The following is a 25193-nucleotide window of genomic DNA, read 5'->3' on the forward strand; positions in this document are numbered from 1 at the left end:
GGACGGTTAAGCTGTTTCAGCCCCCGTTTTATTATAAAGTCAAGTTGTGAAAAAAACGGATATTTGGAGGGATACCGATGCCGGTGCTTGAAGTGAAAAATTTGAGGAAATCGTTCGGCGACGTCAAGGCTGTTCAAGATATCAGCTTCAACGTGGAAGCAGGAGAAGTCTTTACGATTATCGGGCCGAACGGAGCGGGCAAAACGACAACCCTGGAGATGATCGAAGGGCTGCAGCCGCCGGATGCTGGCAGTATCGCCGTTGCGGGCTTGTCCTGGGGCAAGGACGATAGCGCAATCAAGACGCTGATCGGCGTTCAGCCGCAATCCAGCGCTTTATTCGACCTGCTCACCGCCGAGGAGAATTTGGATTTGTTCGCTTCATTTTATCCCAAACGCAAATCGACCGCCGAGGTGCTGGAGATGATCAATCTGACCGAGCACCGGAGCAAGCGGGTTAAATCGCTGTCTGGAGGACAGCGGCAGCGCCTCGCCATCGGACTTGCGATGATCAACGATCCGCAGGTGATTTTTCTCGACGAACCGACCACCGGACTAGATCCCCAGGCGCGTCGTAATATTTGGGATATTATCCTGCGCCTGAAGCAGCTCGGCACAACCATCATTTTGACGACCCATTACATGGAAGAGGCGGAGAAGTTGAGCGACCGCGTTTGCATCGTCGATCAGGGTACGGTCATCAGCCTCGATACGCCAGCCGCTCTGATCGGCAAACTGACGAAGGAACGGGAAGTGCGGTTGTCTTTCTATGATGGGGAAGATGCGGCGGCACAGACTGAAGAAGCGCTGCGCGGCCGTCCGGATATTGCCCGGATGGAGCGGGAAGGCGCGAACGTGACACTCTGGTCCCCGGAGCCGGAACAGGCGCTGTACGGTCTTCTCGGATTTACCAAGGAGCATGGTTACCGGGTCGAGCATGTATCCATCCGTGAAATGAGTCTCGAGGATGTCTTTATTGCCTTTACGGGCAAAGAATGGAGGGACTGATATGAGCACAGGCGCACAGGTTATGAAATTGTTCGTTGCTCAACTCAAGACTATGTTCCGTGAGAAGGCGGTTTGGTTCTGGAATTTATTTTTTCCTATCATTTTGATGGTGCTGTTCATGGTTATTTTCGGCGGCGGAGGAGACGGCGGCGACTTCAAGGCGAAGGTGGCGCTGGTGAATCCTGTGCCGAGCGCCTCCAGCGATTCGCTTGAAGCCGGGCTTCGGAAAATTCCGGTCTTTGAGTGGAAGTCGGAGCAGGCCGTTGACAGCGCCCAGGCCGACACCTGGGTCAAAGACAAGGATGTAGACGCGGCCATCGTCCTTCCGGAGAACGGGAACAGTGGGGATATCCGGCTAATCGTCAATACCGAGAACGAAAGCAACGCCACCACTCAGGCGATCCGGGGCATCCTCGACCAGTATGTCCAAAGAGCCAGCTTTGCGGCAGCGGGAATCGAGCCGGCCTACCGGCTGCAGACCTCGTCGGTATCCAGCAGCAGCAAGGATCTCAGCAGTGTCGACTTTCTGATGACCGGCATGATCGCTCTGTCTGTGGCCCAAGCGGGCCTGTTCGGGATGGTCGACATGGTTGAAATCCGCAGGTCCGGCCTGCTGAAGCGGCTGCGCATGACTCCGCTGCGGATGGGGCTGTACGGCCTCGCCGGCATGATGGTCCGCTTCGTCCTCAGCTTCGTGCAGATCGTGCTGCTCTCCGTAATCGGCATTTTCGGCTTCGGCGCGAACCTGGATCTCAACATCCCTGTATTGATCATCGCCTTCTTCGTTGGGGTTCTGGCCTTTAACGCTTTGGGCTATCTGATATCTTCCTTTAGCAAATCTATCGAGTCCTATATGGGCGTGGCGAATATCACGAGCTTCCTGATGATGTTTATCAGCGGCGTCTTCTTCGCTACCAGCAGCCTGCCCGATTGGCTGAAGCCGGTGACCCAGGTGCTTCCGCTGACCTATTTCGTCGAAGGCATGCGGGACGGCATGGTGTATGGGTCCGGCCTGTTCAGCTCTTCGTTCTGGATCGGAATCGGCATCCTCGCCCTATGGGGCGTGGCGGCATTCTCTATCGGGGCGTTAATTTATCGGAAGGGTAAGGTGGAGGTGCGGTAGGTTTTAAAAATAACATTCATAGAATGGACCGCTTTCTTTGATGAGAGCGGTTTTTTATATTTTTTTGTTTAGGAAATAAGTAATTGCTCATAAGATCGCTGGCAGGTAAAAATAAGGGAATAGGAATATTTACATAGGTATAAAGATCCTGAAAGTAAGAGGAAGGTCGAACGTCGTATCGGGGAATTTCATTATTTCATTTTGACAACAGTATGTCATGAAGTTTGCTGAAAGCAGTGTTACCAGATTAGACAAGGAGAATAAGACATGATCGACAAAGTGATCCGTATTTTCAAAATTATTAACGCCATTCAGGCCAAGCCTGGCATTTCCGCTCCCGAACTGGCAGACAAATGCGAGGTTACGACCCGAACCATTTACCGGGATATGGACATCATCACCCTGATCGCTCCGGTCACGAATGAAGGGCGGGGAACGGGATACCGGTTTATGGGTAAATTTTTTATGTATCCGCTGAATTTTTCCGAGCAGGAGGAGTTGGTCTTCTCGCTGCTGCCCTCCGTACTGGACAAGGAGAAGCTTCCCCCAGGCTTTGAGACTGCCTATGACAAGGTGATGAGCACACATTTCCGTGAGAAAAGAAAGCAAAACAGCAGAGTCATCGGCGAGATTGCGGAGATCATTCAGATGGGTACACCGGCTTACCGCCAGGGGAATCCCAATTTTTTGCAGCCGATCATTGAAGCGATTCTTGAACAAAAAACGATACAGGCGATCTATCACGCTCAGTACCGTGACGAAACAAGCGAACGGCGGATTGACCCGTATTATCTGGTTCCGCGGGAGCAGCGGTTCTATCTGATCGGTTACTGCCATAAATCTCAGGGAATCCGCACCTTTCGGATCAGCCGGTTCCAGCAGGTGGAGATTACGGACGAGTTATTTGATAAAAGTCATTTCAACATCAGGCAGTATCTAAAAAATACCTGGTCCATCAATCGAGGGAACAAAAATGTCCGTTTTAAAATCCGTTTCAGTCCCAGTGTCGCCCGGTACATAAAGGAAGAGGAACTGTTCGTCCGGCCCTGGATGAAGGATCTTGGGGACGGCAGCCTTATTTTTGAAGTGACGCTAAACAATGAGGATGAATTTATCAAATGGGTACTGCAGTACGGTCCGGATGCCGAGATATTGGAGCCGCTGCATGTACGGGAGTCGTTGAAGCAGAAGCTTAACCAGTGGGTAGGAATGTATGGATAGGTATCTTTAGCTAATTCCGAGTTATCACCCCAGAAAGCTACCAAGCCATAAGTCCATCCCTCTTGTGCAAAATGCTATACTAACCACAGAGTTATATGAAACCTATCAACTTTTCATAAAAGGATGAATACCTATGATCGATGTCGACGAGGCTTAACATTCGGCTGATTACAGATAATTTGGCGGAGGATATAGCTGTCTATCACAAGGTTATGTTTGGAACCTAAGCACAAGGATGATGTTTAAATGCTATGACGTTTGACTGTTCCGTATATGCGGCTTTATAAGGGTGCCCCCAATACGTCTGAAACAAGGCGTTTAATAAGGGAGCGCCCTTTTTCTTTGACGATATCCTTAGTTCAACCAACCTAATCCCCCCGTTTTACACAACCCCCCCTCTTTTTTTACATTCCTATCATTTCCCGGGTTTATGCTGGAAGTATTTGATGCTGCTAAGAACGGCAGGCGGCGGTTTAGGAGGACGGAACAATGAACATAAAGTGGGGCAGGCGCTTGGCTGTATTTTTTTCAATGCTGGGTTTCATATTTGCATTAGGGGCGCCGGTTTCGTTGGCCCATGGAAACAATAGTCTGGCCTATTCGGATATTTCGGCGGGCGATGGATTCATTAAGTATGTGCTGCAAATTGATATGTACGATCTGAGAGCGGCGGCGACTCCGAATGATCCCGACATCGGATTGTCTACTCCCGAGGTGTTGGAACGGTTCGCCACCGGCAGCCGGACGGAGGTGGAACAATATCTGCTGTCTCATACGAGCTTATATGCGGATTCTCTGCCGCTGGAGGGAAAGCTGACCGATCTTCGCATCATTCAAAAAGAAAATGAACCCCAGCCGTTTGCGGAAGCCGTAATAACGTATCCGGTCGATAGAGTTCCAAAGAGTTTCTTTTTACATTACGATCTCGTTTTCGACAGCGATCAATGGCATATCAATTATGTGACGGTCACGCTGGGCGACTTAAAGAAAGAGGCCGTAATCGTGAATGAGCTTAAAGATATTCAAGTAGGCGGTACGAGTCTGAATGATACGGCCAGCCATTTTGTTCAGCTTGGAATCGGGCGTTTGTTAAAGGGGATTGAGTCTCTTCTGTTTATAATGCTCCTCCTGACAGGGTGCCGTTCTTTGAAGCAAAGTCTTGCGGCGACTGCCGTATTCGCGGCAGCCATATCGTTATCTCTGGCTCTGACCGCTCTGGGTATCACGGAAATGCCGGCCTCTTTTACCGTATCCATTCTTCCGCTGAGTCTGATCTGCGCCGCCCTGATTCTATTGCTTAACCTGAGCAGTTTTAAGCTCCTAATCACGCTTGCCGGATTATTCGGGCTGATGCACGGATTCGGGTTTGCTGTAACCTTGTACGGACTGCGAGCGGATGATGGCTATTTTGCGGCTTCGTGGACTGCTTTTATTGTCGGAATCGGGGCCGGTTTGGTTATAGCTGCCGCGGTTTGGTATACGGCAATTCTGCTTCTGCGCAAAATCGGTAGGTCGGTTCCCGCGCTCCAGGCGGCGGCCGGCTTGTTCGGACTCATTGTGTTCATAATAAAAGCCTATGCCTGACGTCTCTTTCGCTCTATTACACGTTGTTTAGAGAAGTTTACATATTTATACATGCATAATCTTTTTCTGCAGCTCCGTTAACAATTGAGGACTATATTGGTACAAGCGTGAACAAATCCTAGGTAAGGGGTGTTTTAATTGTTGAAGAAATTCAGTCAGGAGAAGCGGCGGCTTTACACTGCCTCCATTTTGACATTGTCGGCGCTGCTGGTCCTGAGCGTGCTTCCTTCGAAGCTGCCCGGCATTAATGCCAACCTTAGTCCGGTAAGTGTCGTCAAGGCTGCAGTTCCTTATTCCGTCAAAGATATTGCGCTTAATCCTGGGGCGGATGAGAGCCAATTGAATTTTACATGGTACACACCCGGAGAGCCGGCAGCCAGTATCGTCCAGATGGTAAAAAGATCCGATATGATAGGCAGCGTCTTCCCTACAGGTCCTAAAGTAATGTCTTTCACGGGTACAGCCACAACAGCGGCAACGGTTACGGATGTGGTCTATTACTCCAACAAGGTTACGGTTACGGGCCTTGCTCCGAAGACTCAATATGTATATCGTGTGGGTGATGGAACCAGCGGACATTGGAGCCCAGCCTACGATTTTGCCACTCAAGACCCTTACAATTACTCCTTGATGTTTGTCGGCGATCCGCAGATCGGTTCCTCCGGCAGTGTGACGAATGATACCTATGGCTGGACCAAAACGCTGAATCAGGCAGTTGGCAATTTTCCGGCTTTCAGCTTTATCATGTCCGCGGGCGACCAGGTCGAGCATAGCACCAGCGAAACGGAATATGACGCCTTTGAAAGTCCTGACGTGCTGAGAAATCTGCCGGTGGCGACGGTTGTCGGCAACCACGATACCAATGTGAACTACAGATATCATTATACTGTACCTAACGAGTCGACTCTTGGCAGTACTAATGCAAGTGGAGATTACTATTATACTTACGGCGACACTCTGTTCATGGTACTGAACACCAACAATTTGAACGGAGCCGAGCATGGTCAGTTTATGGAAGAGACGGTGGCAAAGGTTCCGAACACGAAGTGGAGAATCGTTACTTTCCATCATGATATTTACGGTGCCGGTCCCCACTCCACTGAAGTGAAGATTACGGGCCTCAGACAAGCTCTGTTTCCTTTCTTTGATAAGCTGGATGTAGACATGATCTTCATGGGCCATGACCACTCTTATGTCAGAACCTATGTGATGAATGGCGATAACGTTCAGGGTAGACAGCTAGTGGACGGGCAGGGAAGAGACGTGAACCCTACCGGCAACACATACGTAACCGCCAACTCGGCGAGCGGAAGCAAATACTATGAACTGATGGCAACTCCCGAAATCTATTCGGAGGTCAGAAGCCAGCTTCATACGCCGACCTTCTCGACAATTAACGTGACACCTACCAGTATTTCGGTAGACACCTACCGTTCGGATACGCTGCAGAAGCTCGACAGCTACGGACTGGTTAAGGAAGCCGAACCCGCAAAAATCTATACCAAGCAGCCGAAGGTGACCTATACAGCGTCAGGCATTGAATATTACTACGCGGTCAAAAATGCCAATGCGGTGCAAAAACTGGATACGACGTTCAAGTACGACAACACGAAGCTCACCCTTAAAAAGGCGGAACTGGTAACCCCGGATAACGGAACCTTTAACTACACGGATAATGGAGGAGAGGTAAAAGTAAGCGCAAATCTTGCGGCTCCGATCCGGTCCGATGTGTATGGAACGTATAAGGATGTCCTTAAACTGACCTTTGAGGTTAAAAACAGTAAACAGAGCTCGGTGATCGCGAGCGTTCAACTTACAAGCTCTGTGCTGACTACGCAGAATAAACACAGAACAGCGGCTTCCATCATAGAAAATGGTACAGCTGAGGTTACTGCCGATTTTCCGGTGACTCCAGCAGGTTCTAGTGTCTCGCCGGGGACAACGGCTGGAACAGGCACAACGGTGCCGGGCAGCGGTGACGCTGCAGCACCGAGTCCGTCCCCGTCCGCTTCGCCCGCTCCATCCGCTTCCAGCGCGCCTGCGGCAGGCGGCAGCAGCGGCGGAACCGCGGCTACGCCATCATTTAAGGACGTTCCCGCAGGATATTGGGCGGCTTCGGCTATCCAAGATCTGGTCTCGAAGCAGATTCTGAACGGTACAAGCGCTGCTACGTTTGAACCTAAACGCAGCGTAACGCGGGCCGAATTCACCGCTATGCTGGTCAGAGCCCTCCAGCTTACGGAATCAGGCAATGTGGCATTTAAAGATGTGAAAGCCGGAGACTGGTATGCCGATTCGGTTGCGGCGGCCGTGAAAGCTGGGATCGTTCAGGGAAGCAGCACCGCGACTTTCGGCGGCAAATCCAATATTACCCGTGAGGAAATGGTAACGATGCTTATGCGCGGATATGCGAAGCTGCACGGCGCAGCCTCTGCCAATCCGGGGGCCTCGTTCAAGGATGAATCCAAAATTTCGCCATGGGCCTTGGCCTATGTAAGACAAGCGGTGTCGCTCAATCTCGTTGGCGGACGTGAAGCGAACACATTCCAGCCACGGGGTATTACAACCCGCGCGGAAGCGGCTGTAGCCATTTATAATCTGCTGAATCCATAAAGATATGAGCAACGGGGAATGCCGTTCTTTACGAACGGCATTCTCGTTATATTTTAGGAGGAAAGATTATGCTCCGAATGTATGCTTTGTCGCGCTACACCCTTTGTTTAATATCCGTTATGGCGCTGCTTCTGATGCCGTTTGAACGAAGAGCGGACGCTCATGCCTATAGCGCAGGCTATACTACATTAAATTTGACCCAATCAACCACGGAAATGACCTATGCGCTGGATCAGTTGTCTGTTATCGAGCTGATCGGCGGGGATACCAATAAAGACGGGCTTCTCTCGCAGAATGAATTCGACGGAATAAAAGATCAACTGCTGGCTTTGCTCAAAGAAAATATTAAATTGCAAATTAATAATGAACCTCATGAATGGACCCGGGTGCAAGGCTTTGGCCTGGACCTGCAGGAGAATGCCGAAAAGGCCGTGCTGAAAGTTTCCTATCCCGCAATTTCTTCCTCGGCAACGATTACACTGAAGGATGATTTATATTTAAAGGATGCAGGAACCAATTATGTCAATCTGCTCACGGTTCATTACGGCAGCCGCACAGCTACGGAGGCATTATCCGGGCAGCACCGGATGTGGACGATGCAGTTAACGGAGGGTGCTGACGCTGTTTCTCAGAAAGGTCAATTATCGCAAAATAGCGGGAGTGGGCAAGCCGAAGAGACACCAAGCGGGTCATCCGGGACTTCGGAGAACCTCTCGGGCTGGCTCTCTTTTTTCAAGCTAGGCATTAATCATATTTTAAACGGGTATGACCATCTGCTCTTTCTGTTCTCGCTGCTTATCGCCAAGCAGAGCTTCAAGCAGTATGCCGCGATGATTACCGCTTTTACCGTTGCTCACAGCATTACCTTAACCCTGACCGTGCTTGGAATTATCGACGTGCCTTCGGGAATTGTCGAGCCGGCGATTGCGCTGAGCATCTGCTTTGTCGCGGTGGACAATATGATTCGCAGGGAGGTCAGCCGCCGCTGGATACTCACTTTTGCATTCGGTCTGATACACGGGATGGGCTTTGCCGATATTTTGAAAGCAATGAATCTCCCCAAAAGCCAACTGGCGGCGGCATTAATCAGCTTCAATCTCGGAATCGAGGCCGTCCAGGTGACGCTGATCGCCCTGCTGCTCCCGCTGCTTATTCTGCTGCACCGCTGGAAGTTCTCAAGGGGAGCGGTATTCGCAGGTTCTAGCATCGCGCTTACTCTCGGTGGAATATGGCTGGCGCAGCGGCTCTTTTTTTAAATTAATGATAGACATCATGTGCTGGAGGGAATAAGATGCCTGCTTTCAAGAACAGGAACACCTTGCTTTTTGTCGCACTGCTGCTGGCAATCTCGATAGCTATTTACTTGTTCAATCAAGCTCCCGAGCCCAAATATAACGATCAAGGGACGACGTCTTCCCAAAGATATGAGAAGGCTAAAGTACTGAAAATCATCAGCGAGGATTTGCAAAGGGATCCGCAAAGAGGGGATTTACTGACCGGTTCCCAGGAACTTGAGCTGAAAATTCTTTCCGGCGAGCATAAGGGCGAAGTCCATAACGTCACCAACAACGTGAGCGCTTATTTAAACGTGGTTGCCAAACAAGGACAGACCTTGATCGTAAATATTGACTCAGCCAACAAAAATAACTATTTGATATCGGTATACAGCTATAACAGAGCTCCGATTCTGTATGCGATGGCGCTGCTGTTTTTCGGATTGCTGTGGTGGATCGGCGGAAAAAAAGGCCTGAAATCAGTGCTCGGCATTATCTTTACTTTTGCCTGCATTGTTTATTTGTTCATCCCCATGTTATACAGAGGCTATTCTCCGGTTCTCGCTTCCGTATTGGTTGTGATTCTCAGCACCTGCGTTACCCTGCTCCTGCTGAACGGCTGGAGCTCCAAGACCGTCGCGGCGATCGTCGGAACGACTATTGGAGTGGCTCTCTCAGGGGTTTTTGCCTTTATTTTCGGCAATTTGCTTCATATTTCAGGGTATAACACGGATCAGGTTGAGGTCCTGATTGTCGTCGCCGATCAGACCGGGATGCAGCTCAAGGGACTGCTGTTCGCCGGAATTCTGCTGTCTTCCCTTGGCGCCATAATGGATATCGGTATTTCCATTGCTTCATCCGTGCACGAACTTTATTTAAATAACCCCCTTCTCAGCAAGAAAGAGTTGTTCAAATCCGGGATAAATATCGGCCGCGATATCATGGGGACGATGGCGAACACGCTGATTCTGGCTTTCACAGGCTCCGCGCTCGCCTCGCTCATGGTTCTTTATGCGGTGAAGCTTCCTTTTACCCAATTAACCAACATGAGCATGGTGACCATAGAGGCTTTACTGGGATTGACCGGCTGCTTCGGCGTAGTCTTAACCGTGCCCGTAGTCGCCTTCATTTCTTCGAGAATCATTCCAAATCTTGAAAAAAAGACTGCTGCGGAAGGCGAAGCGCTGGAGAGTTCGCGTGCATCCATGATGCGTGCTGCCGACTAATAAGCCCGGTAGAAGGTTGAGTCCCGTGCAAGACTACGCTAAAATATCCCTATCACAAGTTTGATCAGAGAAGGGATTGTGCCGTTTGAATAACGAAGACAAGAACGTTGAAGAAATAGACGCCGAAGAAACGAACAATGGACTGCCGGAGAATTATGCGGAATTGAAAAAAGCCGCCGGACGTTCCGCCGATTGGAGAGCTCGTCTTGAAGCGGTGGAGGAGATGGGGAAATATCCTCACAGACAAGTCATTGATATCCTGACGCGGCTTGCGGAAAGTGATCCGGTATATACAGTGCAGGAAGCGGCTTACAGGAAGCTTGAAGCGTTCGGCGAGACTGTGGCGGCTCCTTCCAAGGACAAGCCCGAGCTGTTCAAAGGCGTTTCCAAAATTCTGCTGAGGGTCAAGAAAAGTCTCCCCCGTGAACATACGTATGAAGAGTTCAAAGAGAAGCTGAAGAAGATGAGAATCGACGTGTATGACGCTTATGAAGGCGAAAAAGGCGAAGGCTTCGACAAGTGGCTGGAGAGAAAATGGTCTTCGGTAAAATAACGGGATCAGCTAGGAGTAAAAACCATGATCATCGTCAGCTCTTGCCTGGCCGGTGTCGAGTGCCGGTACGACGGGTCGCATAATGTACTGGATAAAATACAGAAATTGGCCCGTGAGAACAAGGCTGTGCTGGTCTGCCCCGAAGTGTTGGGCGGGTGTCCCACGCCGCGCGAACCGGCCGAGATTGTGGGCGGAACGGGCGAAGATGTCTTAGCCGGAAACGCCAAGGTTATCGACCGGTCCGGCAGGGAGGTTACCGGGCTTTTTATCGAGGGCGCCTATAAAGCTCTCGAAACAGCGCGGAAGCACAATGCTTCTCTCATCGTTCTAAAAGAAAATAGCCCTTCCTGCGGCAGCCAAATGATTTATGACGGCCGGTTTGCGGGCAATAAAATCCCCGGAGAAGGCGTAACGGTAGCGCTGCTCAGACGGGAAGGCTTCAAAGTTATTTCGGAAAAAGAGTTCGCTTCCGGGGAGTTCGATGCTCAGTAAACCGACTCCGCCAGGGTGAATTCGGATGGGCTGCCCACTACTGGGAGAACATCATTTTTAAGCGGTCTATATTGGTATAGCGAAAAAGTACCCCTGTCATCATGTGATCAGGGGTGCTTTTGTGTACTAATTATTCCGGTCGCCGTTAGCGGGCGTCAGTTAGAATGGAATGTTATTTATTCGTACTGTGCTGCTTGTTCTGCAGTTTGAACCCGGCGTTCCCTTTGCCGTGGTGCTTATTTTTTTCGTCTTTCTTCTGGGTATCATGCAATTTTTCCACAAATTCATTGGTGCTTTCCATATGGTTCTCCTCCTTCAGGCTATGAGCTTGGTATTAATGTAACCCGATTGCTTGTAAACCATGTACTTCGCTTTCTCATTCGGTAAGACGATATGCTGTTGAGTTAATTCGGAGGTATGGTAGAGTGAAAATAAAGAACGCACGCTGCGCCAAAGGAGCAAACGACATGGAACTTGTTTTTGTCTACGGAACATTACGGCAGGGAGAAGAAAATCATCATCTAATGGATAATGCCCGGCCGATTGCGCTAATGGCGTGGACTCGGGGGATTTTGATGGATACGCGGCGCGGCTATCCGGCTATGGCAGCAGAAGGCTCCGGTGTCGTGGCTGGCGAGCTGTACGAAGTGACGCTGGAGATGATGAGCCGGCTGGACGAATTGGAGGACTTTCACGGTTTCGGTAATCCGGCGAATGAATATGAGCGGATCAGAACGGACGTGACGACCGACAGCGGAAAACGGGAAGCGTGGGTGTATGTATACCGGGAGCGGAAATATGATGTGATTGCTCATGGAGATTGGAAGCTGCATCTACAAAGGCAGAACCCGAATGTGCTTTATTTTGCCTATGGAAGCTGTATGGATATGGAGAGAATCACACTCGCCGGAGCTGCCGAATGGTTCGCTGATGTGAGAGGACGCGGAGTAGCGGAGGGGTTCAATCTTCAATTTACGTATCGGGCCGAGGACGGCGGCCGTGCCGATCTTGTCGAGACCGGGGGCAGGACGGAGGGAAAGCTGTACTCTATACCTACCGAATGTCTTGACGGTTATTTATATCTTCGGGAAGGTGTGCACAGCGGGAAATATCGACCTACAGTTGTCCCTGTTCAATGCGCAGACGGCAGTATACAGGATGCGGTAACATTCGTGGTTGTGGACAAAAAATCTGACATGTCCCCGCCGGGACATTATCTCCGGGAGATTTTGCGTGGAGCACGGCCGGTCGTGTCAGCGGAGTATTATGCGGAATTGGAAGACCGCGTCTGGAAGGAGTATGAATTTCGGCTTGCTGAATAAGAAAGGATTAGAGGTATTTCATAATAGAGAATAAATAAACTAATAATTTCTCAAATTAATACTTGCACTTCTTTTGCATTCATGGTATATTCTAATTCCGGCCAAGAAATACGAGTTCTTCTTCGAAAAAGAAATTAAAAAAAGAGCTTGCATAAAACGGTTGGATATGATATATTATAAAAGTTGCTGATGAGACATCAAGTTGAACGGCAAACAAGTTTGATCTTTGAAAACTGAACAACGAGTGAGTGGGAATTCGCTTCTAGCGAGTTCCAAAAGAGATGGATTTCACAGCGTGGTTCACGCTTTGGAAAGGCCATCATGAGAATGCAAATTCTCGTCAGATGTTTCAACATGAGCTAATCGCTCTATCGATAAACTTTTCGGATGGTTGTTTTCTTGGAGTGATTCGAGGGAGTAACCGCACGAAAAAACCTTATTGGAGAGTTTGATCCTGGCTCAGGACGAACGCTGGCGGCGTGCCTAATACATGCAAGTCGAGCGGAGTATTTTTGAGAGCTTGCTCTCAAAAATACTTAGCGGCGGACGGGTGAGTAACACGTAGGCAACCTGCCCCTTGAACTGGGATAACTACCGGAAACGGTAGCTAATACCGGATAATTCCTCTTGGCACCTGCTGGGAGGCTGAAAGGCGGAGCAATCTGCTGTCAAGGGATGGGCCTGCGGCGCATTAGCTAGTTGGTGGGGTAACGGCTCACCAAGGCGACGATGCGTAGCCGACCTGAGAGGGTGAACGGCCACACTGGGACTGAGACACGGCCCAGACTCCTACGGGAGGCAGCAGTAGGGAATCTTCCGCAATGGGCGAAAGCCTGACGGAGCAACGCCGCGTGAGTGATGAAGGTTTTCGGATCGTAAAGCTCTGTTGCCAGGGAAGAACGTCTCTTAGAGTAACTGCTAAGAGAGTGACGGTACCTGAGAAGAAAGCCCCGGCTAACTACGTGCCAGCAGCCGCGGTAATACGTAGGGGGCAAGCGTTGTCCGGAATTATTGGGCGTAAAGCGCGCGCAGGCGGCTGTTTAAGTCTGGTGTTTAAACCATGGGCTCAACCTGTGGTCGCACTGGAAACTGGGCAGCTTGAGTGCAGAAGAGGAAAGTGGAATTCCACGTGTAGCGGTGAAATGCGTAGAGATGTGGAGGAACACCAGTGGCGAAGGCGACTTTCTGGGCTGTAACTGACGCTGAGGCGCGAAAGCGTGGGGAGCAAACAGGATTAGATACCCTGGTAGTCCACGCCGTAAACGATGAGTGCTAGGTGTTAGGGGTTTCGATACCCTTGGTGCCGAAGTTAACACAGTAAGCACTCCGCCTGGGGAGTACGGTCGCAAGACTGAAACTCAAAGGAATTGACGGGGACCCGCACAAGCAGTGGAGTATGTGGTTTAATTCGAAGCAACGCGAAGAACCTTACCAGGTCTTGACATCCCTCTGAATCGCCTAGAGATAGGCGCGGCCTTCGGGACAGAGGAGACAGGTGGTGCATGGTTGTCGTCAGCTCGTGTCGTGAGATGTTGGGTTAAGTCCCGCAACGAGCGCAACCCTTGACTTTAGTTGCCAGCAGGTAAAGCTGGGCACTCTAGAGTGACTGCCGGTGACAAACCGGAGGAAGGTGGGGATGACGTCAAATCATCATGCCCCTTATGACCTGGGCTACACACGTACTACAATGGCCGGTACAACGGGAAGCGAAGCCGCGAGGTGGAGCCAATCTTATAAAGCCGGTCTCAGTTCGGATTGCAGGCTGCAACTCGCCTGCATGAAGTCGGAATTGCTAGTAATCGCGGATCAGCATGCCGCGGTGAATACGTTCCCGGGTCTTGTACACACCGCCCGTCACACCACGAGAGTTTACAACACCCGAAGTCGGTGGGGTAACCCGCAAGGGAGCCAGCCGCCGAAGGTGGGGTAGATGATTGGGGTGAAGTCGTAACAAGGTAGCCGTATCGGAAGGTGCGGCTGGATCACCTCCTTTCTATGGAGAATCGTTTCCCGCAGCGGAAACATTCAAATCGGAAGCTTAGCTTCCGGCAACGCTCACTCGTTGCTCAGTTTTGAGAGCTCAAACTCTCAAAAGCAAGAACTTGATCCTTGAAAACTGGATACCGAAACGAAAATTGCGTTTTAGAACATCTTTTAGCTGAAACTTGTGTCCAAGCAAGTTGAAATAGTTATTAGCTGAGAGCGAAGATTTTCGAATGAGAGCGACTTTTGGCTTGAAAGGCGAAAGCGAACGGAGCAATCCGGAAGCGGCCTTTCAAACAAGACGGAGCGATCAGGCGAAAATTGGAGCGTTGGTTAAGCTAGTAAGAGCACACGGAGGATGCCTAGGCGCCAGGAGCCGAAGAAGGACGTGGCGAACAACGAAAAGGCCTCGGGGAGCTGTAAGCAAGCGTGGATCCGGGGGTGTCCGAATGGGGAAACCCGGCTGTGGTAATGCACAGTCACTCCTACCTGAATTCATAGGGTAGGTAGAGGCAGACCAGGGGAACTGAAACATCTAAGTACCCTGAGGAAGAGAAAACAAGAGTGATTCCGTCAGTAGCGGCGAGCGAACGCGGAACAGCCTAAACCGAAGAGCTTGCTCTTCGGGGTTGTGGGACGTCTCCCATGGAGTTACAAAGGAACGGTTTAAGCGAAGAGGTCTGGAAAGGCCCGCTGGAAGAGGTAAAAGCCCTGTAGCTGAAAAATCGTTCCCTCCGAGACGGATCCCGAGTAGTGCGGGGCACGTGAAACCCCGTATGAATCCGGCAGGACCATCTGCCAAGGCTAAATACTCCCTGGCGACCGATAGTGAAACAGTACCGTGAGGGAAAGGTGAAAAGCACCCCGGAAGGGGAGTGAAATAGTACCTGAAACCGTGTGCTTACAAGAAGTCAGAGCCCATTTTAGGGGTGATGGCGTGCCTTTTGTAGAATGAACCGGCGAGTTACGTTTAACGTGCAAGGTTAAGGCGAGGAGCCGGAGCCGCAGCGAAAGCGAGTCTGAATAGGGCGACGAAGTACGTGGGCGTAGACCCGAAACCGTGTGATCTACCCCTGTCCAGGGTGAAGGTGCGGTAACACGCACTGGAGGCCCGAACCCACGCACGTTGAAAAGTGCGGGGATGAGGTGGGGGTAGCGGAGAAATTCCAATCGAACTCGGAGATAGCTGGTTCTCCCCGAAATAGCTTTAGGGCTAGCCTCGGATTTGAAGTCGTGGAGGTAGAGCACTGATTGGGTGCGGGGCCCGCAAGGGTTACCAAGCTCAGTCAAACTCCGAATGCCATGGACTTGCGTCCGGGAGTCAGACAGTGAGTGCTAAGATCCATTGTCAAAAGGGAAACAGCCCAGACCATCAGCTAAGGTCCCCAAGTGTGTGTTAAGTGGGAAAGGATGTGGAGTTGCACAGACAACCAGGATGTTGGCTTAGAAGCAGCCACCATTGAAAGAGTGCGTAATAGCTCACTGGTCGAGTGACTCTGCGCCGAAAATGTAACGGGGCTAAACACACCACCGAAGCTATGGCTTGATGCTTGCATCAGGGGTAGGGGAGCGTTGTATGCGGATTGAAGGTTGACTGTAAGGACAGCTGGACTGCATACAAGTGAGAATGCCGGTATGAGTAACGAAAAGATCAGTGAGAATCTGATCCGCCGAAAGCCCAAGGTTTCCTGAGGAAGGCTCGTCCGCTCAGGGTAAGTCGGGACCTAAGGCGAGGCCGACAGGCGTAGTCGAAGGACAACAGGTTGATATTCCTGTACCACCATAATCCGTGATGAGCAATGGGGGGACGCAGGAGGGTAGTGACGCGGACTGATGGATGTCCGTCCAAGCAGCGAGGCTGGTGTATAGGCAAATCCGTACACCATAAGGCTGGGCTGTGATGGGGAGCGAAAATTGTAGTAGCGAAGGTCATGATCTCACACTGCCAAGAAAAGCCTCTAGCCAGGAGAAGGTGCCCGTACCGCAAACCGACACAGGTAGGCGAGAAGAGAATTCTAAGGCGCGCGGAAGAACTCTCGTTAAGGAACTCGGCAAAATGACCCCGTAACTTCGGGAGAAGGGGTGCCTCGGTAGGGTGAATAGCCCGAGGGGGCCGCAGTGAAAAGGCCCAAGCGACTGTTTAGCAAAAACACAGGTCTGTGCGAAGCCGCAAGGCGAAGTATACGGGCTGACGCCTGCCCGGTGCTGGAAGGTTAAGGGGAGCGGTTAGGGGTTAAACCCGAAGCTGTGAACCGAAGCCCCAGTAAACGGCGGCCGTAACTATAACGGTCCTAAGGTAGCGAAATTCCTTGTCAGGTAAATTCTGACCCGCACGAATGGCGTAACGACTTGGGCGCTGTCTCAACGAGAGATCCGGTGAAATTTTAATACCTGTGAAGATGCAGGTTACCCGCGACAAGACGGAAAGACCCCATGGAGCTTTACTGCAGCTTGATATTGAACTTGGGTACGATCTGTACAGGATAGGTGGGAGCCTTGGAAGCCGGAGCGCCAGCTTCGGTGGAGGCGCCGTTGGGATACCACCCTGATCGTATCTAGGTTCTAACCTGGTACCGTAAACCGGTACGGGGACCGTGTCAGGCGGGCAGTTTGACTGGGGCGGTCGCCTCCTAAAGAGTAACGGAGGCGTCCCAAGGTTCCCTCAGAATGGTTGGAAATCATTCGAAGAGTGCAAAGGCAGAAGGGAGCTTGACTGCGAGACCTACAAGTCGAGCAGGGACGAAAGTCGGGCTTAGTGATCCGGTGGTACCGCATGGAAGGGCCATCGCTCAACGGATAAAAGCTACCCTGGGGATAACAGGCTTATCTCCCCCAAGAGTCCACATCGACGGGGAGGTTTGGCACCTCGATGTCGGCTCATCGCATCCTGGGGCTGAAGTAGGTCCCAAGGGTTGGGCTGTTCGCCCATTAAAGCGGTACGCGAGCTGGGTTCAGAACGTCGTGAGACAGTTCGGTCCCTATCTGTCGTGGGCGCAGGAAATTTGAGAGGAGCTGTCCTTAGTACGAGAGGACCGGGATGGACGTACCGCTGGTGCACCAGTTGTTCCGCCAGGAGCATGGCTGGGTAGCTACGTACGGACGGGATAAGCGCTGAAAGCATCTAAGCGTGAAGCCCCCCTCAAGATGAGATTTCCCAAGTTAGTAAGACCCCTTGAAGACGACGAGGTAGATAGGTTGGAGGTGGAAGTGCAGCAATGCATGGAGCTGACCAATACTAATCGGTCGAGGGCTTATCCAAAAATAACGCAATCTTTCGTTTCGAATCCAGTTTTCAGGGAGCAAGAACTCTGTTGGATGCAGCTCTAGCGGTTGCGATCAACAGAAATTGCTTTTCAGCATTTGGCGATGCTGAACACCTGATTTACGCATTTGTTCATCGCAAATGCCCGTTTGGTGGCGATGGCGGAGGGGTTCCACGCGTACCCATCCCGAACACGACCGTTAAGCCCTCCAGCGCCGATGGTACTTGGACCGAAGGGTCCTGGGAGAGTAGGACGCCGCCAAGCGGACACCACATATATTCGTTGTGGTATTTTTTTTGCCGCGACGTTTACATATTATCCAAAAGGGCCCTTAGCTCAGCTGGTTAGAGCGCACCCCTGATAAGGGTGAGGTCGGTGGTTCGAGTCCACTAGGGCCCACCATGGTCCCTGATAGCTCAGTTGGTAGAGCACTCGACTGTTAATCGAGTTGTCACAGGTTCGAGTCCTGTTCGGGGAGTTACCTCTCCGGAAAGCATAGATGGACAGAAATGTTTATATAAGTGCTTTCCGGGGTACCTTACATATCATGGAGAGGTGTCCGAGTTGGCCGAAGGAGCACGATTGGAAATCGTGTAGGCGTCAAAAGCGTCTCGAGGGTTCGAATCCCTCTCTCTCCGTTGAATTCTCGTCGGATGGGATAATGATAGTACACTTTTAGCATGGCCCGTTGGTCAAGGGGTTAAGACACCTCCCTTTCACGGAGGTAACAGGGGTTCGAATCCCCTACGGGTCACCAACTACTATATTAATATGGAGGCTTAGCTCAGCTGGGAGAGCATCTGCCTTACAAGCAGAGGGTCGGGGGTTCGATCCCCTCAGCCTCCACCATGATACTACTAAATAAATATTTGTATTACTGACGCGGGGTGGAGCAGCCCGGTAGCTCGTCGGGCTCATAACCCGAAGGCCGCAGGTTCAAATCCTGCCCCCGCAACCAATTCTTCTTAGAGAAGAAGCCTCGTGGAACCGTGGTGTAGAGGCCTAACATGCCTGCCTGTCACGCAGGAGATCGCGGGTTCGAATCCCGTCGGTTCCGCCATTGATTTATCTGTTCTTGTATAACCATACACCGAATCATTTTATTATGGCGGTCGTGGCGAAGGGGTTAACGCACCGGATTGTGGCTCCGGCATTCGTGGGTTCAAGTCCCATCGATCGCCCCATTAATTTAAAACGTTTCGTATCTTGTTGGGGATTAGCCAAGCGGTAAGGCAACGGACTTTGACTCCGTCATGCATAGGTTCGAATCCTATATCCCCAGCCATTTGTACGAGCCATTAGCTCAGTTGGTAGAGCACCTGACTTTTAATCAGGGTGTCGAAGGTTCGAGTCCTTCATGGCTCACCATGTTTCATTCTTTTGCGGTCGTGGCGGAATTGGCAGACGCGCACGGTTCAGGTCCGTGTGGGCTAACCCCCCGTGGAGGTTCGAGTCCTCTCGACCGCACCATATTTTTTGCGGACGTGGCTCAGCGGTAGAGCATCGCCTTGCCAAGGCGAGGGTCGCGGGTTCGATTCCCGTCGTCCGCTCCATATTTTGCGCCCTTAGCTCAGCTGGATAGAGCGTTTGACTACGAATCAAAAGGTCGGGAGTTCGAATCTCTCAGGGCGCGCCATTAATACTAACGGGATGTAGCTCAGCTTGGTAGAGCACCTGGTTTGGGACCAGGGGGTCGCATGTTCGAATCGTGTCATCCCGATTTTCACCTTTGCGGGTGTAGTTCAATGGTAGAACTTCAGCCTTCCAAGCTGATAGCGTGGGTTCGATTCCCATCACCCGCTTACTGCATCATAAAGACTTCTGCGCTGCAGAGGTCTTTTTTTGTTATACAGATCCGTATCCATAGTTGTTCCTATACGGCTTCAGGTTTGCCGGGGGATTCTGGGTTCGTTTCCTGGCGGGGAGCCGTTGTTTCTTCAAGGGGAACTGCGTCTTCCGCGTTTCTCAGCTTCTTCAGAACGTCATACACACTCTTGATTTCCCTGGTGTCGATGATGATCTCTTTGCTGTCCGATGCTCCGGGCACTTTAAAACGCCAACGTTTATTTTCCATCAGTTGCACTCCTCTTAAAGTGTTTTCTTTTGTAATTCCATCATAAGGGGAGAGACCGATCATGTATAATGAAGGGAAATGATGGAGGACATCACCGTGGCTGATAGCTAAAAAGAGAGGAGCGTGCCGGGATGGATATTGGTCTTCTGAAGGTGTTTATGGCGGTCGCCGAGGAAGGGAGCATTTCAAAAGCAGCCCAAAGTCTTAACTATGTACAATCGAATGTGACGGCAAGAATTCAGCAGCTGGAGCAGGAGCTGAAGACTCCGCTCTTTTACCGTCACAGCCGGGGGATCACGCTGACTTCGGCGGGTCAGACTCTTTTAACGTATACGGAGAAGATTTTAAACCTGCTGGAGGAGGCGGAAAAAGCGGTTCTGGATTCGCCCATTCCCAAGGGCTCCATTACGGTGGGCTCCGATACGACGGCGGCCATACGCTTGCCCCCTATTTTATCCGCGTATCGCGGCAAATTTCCTGAGGTCGAAGTCCATCTGGAAATTGGATTAACCGATCAACTTATCAATGCCGTCCTGCAGTATTCCGTTAACGGAGCCTTTGTGGATGGGCCGGTCGAGCATCCGGACATTATTCAGGAGCTTATCATTAACGAGCGTTTGGGACTTATCATACCGGAAACGATGGATTTTCGCGGGCTCCGAACCATTCAGGACAAGACACTGCTGATCTTGAACCCAGACTGCATGTATCGGCTGCAGTTGGAAGAGTGGTTCAGGGACGAAGGCTTCCGTCTAGCCAAAGTCATGCAGTTCGGAACAATGGAAGGGCTGCTGGGCTGTGTAAAAGCGGGGATCGGCTTTGCAGTGCTGCCTGTATCTTATTTTAATAAGCTGAATGTCAAGGACGGCATCCGGTGCTATCCTTTCCCGGAGAGGTACAGGGAAGTTCCGACGGTCTTTGTACGGCGGCGCGATCTGTACATGACGAGCGCCTTTCATAAATTTATCGAGGAGCTAAAGGAGCATCTGCCGGAAGCGTTGTGTTGCGGAGCCCGGGCTTCGGAATCTTAGAGGAATAAATCGAAACTAACCGGACTCATATAGCAGAAGCGCAGGATCGAAAGATATCCAACCCACGAATATCAGACTGCCAACCATCGACGAACTTTGCCTTTGTGCCAAGATTTCAATTGAAAAATCATCTGAAGTACGGGGCTGACCGCCTCGTTTATATCAAGGTGGCAGTCGCGAACGGGAGCGTCCAATGCCTGCCATTAGCCAAGAATACGCACGGTATTCGAGGTAGGGGACATTCGGTTGCAAAGGTGACGGCTAACGCTTCCTCAGCTTCATTCCGTGTGCTCCGTTTTGATGTTTTTTTGTAACATTTAGAGCGATTTTATTTATGAGCTTCGTTTTCTTGTATTGACGATCATAAGGCTAAGTATTAAAGTCATACTAAGTTAGTATGAATAGTATGATAATTGATCCGTCCAGACGATTAGAGTTCACTCAAACGCTGACTTCTGGCGGGCTGATACTGAAATAAAAACCGACTTTACGAAAAGAGGTTGAGATACAAGGCATGCTGCGGGCTGCGCTTGTATTCTTAACCTTTTTTTATTCAACCAGTCGGAGCGGCCGTTGTACATTTAAAGATCTCGTTGTTGTATTTTGGCTGCTGAGCTGGACGAATATGGAAAGTTTGATTCAGGCCCATCCTTCCGAATGTCGTTGTGCCTATTCTGGTCAGCACGACGATTGGTATTGTCAAAGCGATACTGGTGGAGGCTTCGCTGAGCTTTCTTGGTTTTGATTGCTAGGGACCACTTTACCGAAGATTCAAACTGGAGGAGGATATTATGGCGGACTATAGTTTTTCATGCACAAGCTGCGGCGTATACAACTGCACAACAAGGGAAGCTGAATTTCCGAAAGCATGCCCTACAACGAATTCTGATGAGGTGTTCCTTGAGGAAGCCCTCGATGCCTATAAAAAGGACGAGCTGGTGTCGAGAATCGCACGGGCATCGGCGGAGGTTGAGGGACAGTTCTACGGCAAGCTGACCCGAGTTGAGGAAATTATAGAATTTGCCAAAAAATTGAACGCAAAGAAAATCGGTATTGCAACCTGCGCCGGATTGATTCAGGAAAGCAAGATTTTTGCGAAAATTTTGAAAGCCCGAGGAATGGAATTCTATAGTGTCATATGCAAGGTCGGAGGCGTGGACAAGACCGAAATCGGCATCCCTGAAGAGGATAAAGTGAAAAAGGGCGGTCATGAGTCGCTCTGCAATCCGCTTATGCAGGCGAAGATCCTCAATGCGGAACAAACCGATCTGAATGTGGTCGTCGGACTTTGCGTCGGTCATGATTCGTTGTTTATGAAATATTCGGACGCCCCTGTAACAACGTTGGTAACGAAGGATCGCGTTATGGGTCATAACCCGGTTGCCGCGCTGTATACGACGACCTCGTACTACGCCAAGCTTCTCCATGCGGAATAAAAAGCTGGGGAGGGAGACGATTATGGGGGGAAAAGGAGTAAGTCCTTTATCCGGTTCGCGGCAGCCGCATGTGGAAGAACAGGTTATAAGGACGGCAGCTTCTCACAATTGCGGTGGTTTATGCGTCTTGAAGGCGTATGTTGCCAATGGACGGATTGTGCGCATCACAACCGAGGATGATATACCGGATACCGAGACAGCCCCGCAGCTGCGGGGCTGTCTACGCTGCTATTCTTACCGTGACCGTCTATATCATCCGGACCGTCTGAAATATCCGATGAAACGGGTCGGCAAACGGGGCGAAGGCAAGTTTGAGCGGATCGGCTGGGATGAGGCGCTGGATATCATTGCGGCCCAAACCGAGAAGATGATGCAGAGGTATGGACCGGAGTCCATTTACTTGAATTATGCCAGCGGAAATACCGGTAAGACAGCGGAGCGGGTATGGATGGCCAGATTGATGGGACTATATGGAGGCTATCTTTCGTATTACGGCACTTACAGCACGGCTTGTACGCAGATTGCCACGCCTTACACTTTTGGAACAACGAAGACCGGCAGCAGCCGGGAGGATTGGGTTCACTCCAAGCTGATCATCATGCTGGGATGGAACCCGGCTGAGACCATTCATGGCACCAACACCTCCTATTACCTGAAGCGCGCCAAAGAAGCAGGCGCCCGAATTGTTGTAATCGACCCGATCTATTCCAATACGGCTGTCGCTTTGGCCGACGAATGGATTCCGATTCGGCCTACGACGGATAGCGCGCTGCTGGATGCGATGGCTTATACGATGATTACGGAAGGACTGCATGACCAATCCTTTCTGGACAAGTATTGCCTGGGATTTGACGAGGAGCATATGCCCGCAGGTATACCTTCCGGGAATTCGTACAAAAGCTACATTCTCGGCGAAAGTGAGGACCGGACGGTGAAAACGCCGGAATGGGCGGAGGCGATAACCGGCATTCCGCGCGAAACCATTATCCGTTTGGCACGCGAGTATGCCACGATGCACCCCGGCGCGCTGATTCAGGGCTATGGCCCGCAGCGCCATGCTTATGGGGAACAGGTTGTGCGGAGCGGGACGGTGCTCGCTGCCATAACCGGCAACGTGGGCGTCAAGGGGGGCTGGGCGTCCGGTGCCGGTTACCCGGCGGTTCAGCCCATTGTAGGCTCCATTCCAATCCATAATCCGTGCAAGGCGCAAATATCGGTATTTACTTGGCCCGATGCGATTATGCGGGGAACGGAAATGGGTCCTGAACTGGGCGTTACCGGAGTAGAGAAGCTATCCTCGAATATCAAGCTGATCTTTAATCTGGGCGGCAATTGCCTGATTAATCAGCATTCGGATTGCAACGGCACGGCGAAAATGCTGGCGGATGAAAGTCTGGTGGAACTGATTGTCGTCAGCGACCATTTTCTGACGGCAAGCGCGCGGTTCGCGGATATTCTTCTGCCGGCCGATAGCTTCATGGAGCGGAATGACATCGTCGCGGACAACAACGGCCGCTACATATTGTACATGAATAAAGTGGTTGAAACGGTCTATGAGTGCCGCAATGGCTATGATTGGATTACAGATCTGGCCGACAGACTTGGCTTAAAGAAGGAATTTACCGAAGGCCGAACGCATGAACAATGGCTGAAATATATCGTAGAGCAGACCCGGGAAGCCAATCTGGAATTTCCCGATTACGGGCGGTTTAAGGAACAGGGCGTTTACCGCTGGAACCACACGGAACCCTTTATTGCCTTCCAAAAGCAGATTGAAGATCCCGAGCGATATCCGTTCCCTACTCCCTCGGGAAAAATCGAAATTTTCTCCGAACGTCTATGGCAGAAAAACAATCCCAAGGAAATCCCTGCCGTACCCCAATATATCGCGGCTTGGGAGGGGCCGGAAGACCCGCTCAAAGCGCATTACCCCCTACAATGCATCGGTCACCATTACAAGCGCCGCGTCCATTCTTCCTTCGATAACAGCGAGTGGATGGAGGAAGCCGGCCGTCAGGAAGTGTGGATGAACACAGCTGACGCCGACGCGCGGGGCATCGCAAATGGGGATCACGTTCGGGTATATAACGAACGGGGAGAAATGTCATTGCCGGCCAAGGTGACCCCGAGAATTATGCCGGGTGTCGTTTCGGTTCCCCAGGGCGCTTGGTGGACACCGGACGAAAAAGGAGTCGATCGCCGCGGCTGCATCAATGCTTTGACGAAGTATCATCCGACGCCTCTTGCTTTTGGCAATCCTCAGCATACGAACCTGGTACAAATCCGGAGGGATGAAGGGGAGGCCGAGCAGACATGATGGGAAAGCAGATGGCTTTTTATATCGATCAGGAGCACTGCTCCGGCTGCTGCACCTGTCAAACCGCCTGTAAGGACAAGAATAACCTTGCGCCAGGACAATTGTTTCGCAGCGTCAGTGAATTCGCAGGCGGCGGGTATCGGCAGATTGGCGGCGCTGTCTATCAGGAGGTATTCGCGTATTGGGTGCCGATGAGCTGCAACCATTGTCAGGACCCGCTTTGCGTAAGCAAGTGCCCGGTTCAAGCGATTTACAAACGGGAAGAAGACGGCATTGTGATGATTAATGCCGAGCTGTGCATTGGCTGCCGCATATGTGTCCGCAATTGCCCTTATGGCGCCCCTAACTACAACCCGATTACGCGCAAGGCGGAAAAATGTGAGATGTGTCAGGATCAGCTCGCGGCAGGCAAGCAGCCGGTGTGTGTGAACTCGTGTCCTTTGCGGTTGATTGAATGCGGTCCTTTGGAGGAGCTTCAGGCCAAGCATGGAACCGTCAATCAGATCGAAGGGCTGCCTGATGCTCAGCTTACGCGGCCTTCGCTGGTTATATCTCCTCATCGCAGCGCTATCAGGAATGAGCGGCATTCATAGCTTCTGGTTGTTATGAATCATCCATTCATAAGCAATGGAATAAGCAGTCTGAAAGCGGGTCGCTCCGGCTGCTCACTTAAA

The 25193-nt window shown here is 51.2% G+C and carries 16 protein-coding genes, 15 tRNA genes and 3 rRNA genes; 32 read left to right on the forward strand and 2 right to left on the reverse strand.

The genetic code is table 11. The annotated features are described in order from the left end of the window. Window positions 1-77: 77 nt before the first annotated feature. The 9 genes from KP014_RS07675 to KP014_RS07715 all read left to right on the forward strand — a co-directional run bounded on the left by KP014_RS07675 (window position 78) and on the right by KP014_RS07715 (window position 11093). Window positions 78-1007: an ABC transporter ATP-binding protein gene (locus KP014_RS07675; RefSeq protein WP_036589508.1), complete on the forward strand. Its 930-nt coding sequence runs from the start codon at window positions 78-80 to the stop codon at window positions 1005-1007. A gap of 1 nt (window position 1008) precedes the next feature. Beyond that, window positions 1009-2130: an ABC transporter permease gene (locus KP014_RS07680; protein ID WP_090834379.1), complete on the forward strand. Its 1122-nt coding sequence runs from the start codon at window positions 1009-1011 to the stop codon at window positions 2128-2130. A gap of 267 nt (window positions 2131-2397) precedes the next feature. Beyond that, a complete protein-coding gene (locus KP014_RS07685) occupies window positions 2398-3351 on the forward strand; it encodes a helix-turn-helix transcriptional regulator (RefSeq protein WP_036591470.1) in 954 nt (317 codons plus the stop codon). Between the two features lie 489 nt (window positions 3352-3840). Continuing rightward, window positions 3841-4935, forward strand: a complete 1095-nt coding sequence (locus KP014_RS07690; protein WP_090834378.1) for a HupE/UreJ family protein — start codon at window positions 3841-3843, stop codon at window positions 4933-4935. A gap of 141 nt (window positions 4936-5076) precedes the next feature. Then, a complete protein-coding gene (locus KP014_RS07695; protein ID WP_175491886.1) occupies window positions 5077-7548 on the forward strand; it encodes an S-layer homology domain-containing protein in 2472 nt (823 codons plus the stop codon). 68 nt (window positions 7549-7616) lie between these two features. Next, window positions 7617-8804 (forward strand): HupE/UreJ family protein, encoded by a 1188-nt coding sequence (locus KP014_RS07700; RefSeq protein ID WP_036605383.1) that lies wholly within the window; start codon window positions 7617-7619, stop codon window positions 8802-8804. A gap of 35 nt (window positions 8805-8839) precedes the next feature. Next, the gene (locus KP014_RS07705) at window positions 8840-10048 is read left to right on the forward strand and encodes a YibE/F family protein (RefSeq protein WP_036605382.1); all 1209 of its coding nucleotides are present in this window, start codon (window positions 8840-8842) and stop codon (window positions 10046-10048) included. 115 nt (window positions 10049-10163) lie between these two features. Further along, window positions 10164-10601, forward strand: a complete 438-nt coding sequence (locus KP014_RS07710) for a HEAT repeat domain-containing protein (protein ID WP_036605387.1) — start codon at window positions 10164-10166, stop codon at window positions 10599-10601. Window positions 10602-10625: 24 nt separating this feature from the next. Further along, complete coding sequence (locus tag KP014_RS07715; RefSeq protein WP_036605380.1) at window positions 10626-11093, forward strand: 2-thiouracil desulfurase family protein; 468 nt, start codon at window positions 10626-10628, stop codon at window positions 11091-11093. 172 nt (window positions 11094-11265) lie between these two features. Here KP014_RS07715 and KP014_RS07720 read toward each other — a convergent pair whose 3' ends face one another. Next, window positions 11266-11394, reverse strand: coding sequence for a DUF4023 domain-containing protein (locus KP014_RS07720; RefSeq protein WP_081754791.1), 129 nt, complete (start codon window positions 11392-11394; stop codon window positions 11266-11268). 124 nt (window positions 11395-11518) lie between these two features. Here KP014_RS07720 and KP014_RS07725 point away from each other — a divergent pair, with 124 nt between their 5' ends. The 19 genes from KP014_RS07725 (at window position 11519) to KP014_RS07815 (ending at window position 19463) form a co-directional block, all read left to right on the forward strand. After that, window positions 11519-12415 (forward strand): gamma-glutamylcyclotransferase family protein, encoded by an 897-nt coding sequence (locus KP014_RS07725; protein ID WP_139210614.1) that lies wholly within the window; start codon window positions 11519-11521, stop codon window positions 12413-12415. Between the two features lie 436 nt (window positions 12416-12851). Continuing rightward, window positions 12852-14408, forward strand: a 16S ribosomal RNA gene (locus KP014_RS07730). 321 nt (window positions 14409-14729) lie between these two features. Continuing rightward, window positions 14730-17657, forward strand: a 23S ribosomal RNA gene (locus KP014_RS07735). Between the two features lie 151 nt (window positions 17658-17808). Next, window positions 17809-17925 (forward strand): 5S ribosomal RNA (gene rrf, locus KP014_RS07740). The 16S, 23S and 5S rRNA genes sit together here with 15 tRNA genes alongside, the layout of an rRNA operon. Window positions 17926-17986: 61 nt before the next feature. Further along, a tRNA-Ile gene (locus tag KP014_RS07745) sits at window positions 17987-18063 on the forward strand. 3 nt (window positions 18064-18066) lie between these two features. Beyond that, window positions 18067-18139: transfer RNA gene (locus KP014_RS07750), tRNA-Asn, on the forward strand. Between the two features lie 71 nt (window positions 18140-18210). Beyond that, a tRNA-Ser gene (locus KP014_RS07755) sits at window positions 18211-18299 on the forward strand. Window positions 18300-18343: 44 nt separating this feature from the next. Next, window positions 18344-18418: transfer RNA gene (locus KP014_RS07760), tRNA-Glu, on the forward strand. 16 nt (window positions 18419-18434) lie between these two features. Continuing rightward, a tRNA-Val gene (locus KP014_RS07765) sits at window positions 18435-18510 on the forward strand. 32 nt (window positions 18511-18542) lie between these two features. Further along, window positions 18543-18619, forward strand: a tRNA-Met gene (locus KP014_RS07770). A gap of 25 nt (window positions 18620-18644) precedes the next feature. Further along, window positions 18645-18721: transfer RNA gene (locus KP014_RS07775), tRNA-Asp, on the forward strand. Between the two features lie 48 nt (window positions 18722-18769). After that, a tRNA-His gene (locus KP014_RS07780) sits at window positions 18770-18845 on the forward strand. 26 nt (window positions 18846-18871) lie between these two features. Continuing rightward, window positions 18872-18946, forward strand: a tRNA-Gln gene (locus KP014_RS07785). Window positions 18947-18953: 7 nt separating this feature from the next. Continuing rightward, window positions 18954-19029: transfer RNA gene (locus KP014_RS07790), tRNA-Lys, on the forward strand. Between the two features lie 14 nt (window positions 19030-19043). Next, window positions 19044-19131 (forward strand) — tRNA-Leu (locus tag KP014_RS07795). An 8-nt stretch (window positions 19132-19139) separates the two neighbouring features. Next, window positions 19140-19214: transfer RNA gene (locus tag KP014_RS07800), tRNA-Gly, on the forward strand. 6 nt (window positions 19215-19220) lie between these two features. Further along, window positions 19221-19297, forward strand: a tRNA-Arg gene (locus tag KP014_RS07805). Between the two features lie 10 nt (window positions 19298-19307). After that, a tRNA-Pro gene (locus KP014_RS07810) sits at window positions 19308-19381 on the forward strand. An 11-nt stretch (window positions 19382-19392) separates the two neighbouring features. Further along, window positions 19393-19463, forward strand: a tRNA-Gly gene (locus KP014_RS07815). A gap of 71 nt (window positions 19464-19534) precedes the next feature. On the opposite strand, the gene KP014_RS07820 is transcribed toward KP014_RS07815, so the two are convergent. Then, on the reverse strand, window positions 19535-19735 hold the full coding sequence (locus KP014_RS07820) for a hypothetical protein (protein WP_036598668.1): 201 nt from the start codon (window positions 19733-19735) through the stop codon (window positions 19535-19537). A gap of 131 nt (window positions 19736-19866) precedes the next feature. Between KP014_RS07820 and KP014_RS07825 the strand changes: the two genes are divergently transcribed. From KP014_RS07825 to KP014_RS07840, 4 genes are all read left to right on the forward strand, one after another. Next, on the forward strand, window positions 19867-20766 hold the full coding sequence (locus KP014_RS07825; protein WP_036598670.1) for a LysR family transcriptional regulator: 900 nt from the start codon (window positions 19867-19869) through the stop codon (window positions 20764-20766). A 791-nt stretch (window positions 20767-21557) separates the two neighbouring features. Further along, entirely contained in the window at window positions 21558-22202 is a 645-nt protein-coding gene (locus KP014_RS07830) for a DUF1847 domain-containing protein (protein WP_036598675.1), read from the forward strand. Window positions 22203-22224: 22 nt separating this feature from the next. Next, the gene (locus KP014_RS07835; RefSeq protein WP_051500337.1) at window positions 22225-24519 is read left to right on the forward strand and encodes a DMSO/selenate family reductase complex A subunit; all 2295 of its coding nucleotides are present in this window, start codon (window positions 22225-22227) and stop codon (window positions 24517-24519) included. Continuing rightward, the gene (locus KP014_RS07840) at window positions 24516-25112 is read left to right on the forward strand and encodes a DMSO/selenate family reductase complex B subunit (RefSeq protein WP_216700475.1); all 597 of its coding nucleotides are present in this window, start codon (window positions 24516-24518) and stop codon (window positions 25110-25112) included. The genes KP014_RS07835 and KP014_RS07840 overlap by 4 nt, the downstream gene beginning before the upstream one ends. Window positions 25113-25193 lie beyond the last annotated feature (81 nt).

The organism is Paenibacillus sophorae (assembly GCF_018966525.1).
Taxonomy (GTDB): Bacteria; Bacillota; Bacilli; order Paenibacillales; family Paenibacillaceae; genus Paenibacillus_AQ; species Paenibacillus_AQ sophorae.